This window comes from Microvirga pakistanensis (assembly GCF_004458765.1).
Taxonomy (GTDB): domain Bacteria; phylum Pseudomonadota; class Alphaproteobacteria; order Rhizobiales; family Beijerinckiaceae; genus Microvirga; species Microvirga pakistanensis.
On record NZ_SPJX01000444.1, the window covers coordinates 1 to 223 of the forward strand.

At 66.8% G+C, this 223-nt stretch carries 1 pseudogene; it reads left to right on the forward strand.

Annotated features, from left to right (window positions below):
- Positions 1–223: pseudogene (locus E4K09_RS19895) on the forward strand (transketolase); the annotation flags it as partial.

Consider the following 223-nt stretch of genomic DNA (forward strand, 5'->3'; position numbering starts at 1 on the left):
AAGGGTCACCCAACAAGGCAGGTACTCACGATAGCCATGGCGCGCCGCTGGGAGCCGATGAGGTGGCTGCAGTGCGTTCCGAACTCGGCTGGCCGCACCCCGCCTTCGAAGGTCCCCATGCTGTCCGCAGCGCATGGGATGCTCGGGATGCCGGCGCGGCGCTCGAGGCATCGTGGAACGAGCAGTTCGCGGCCTATGAGCGAGTTCATCCGGGACTGGCCCA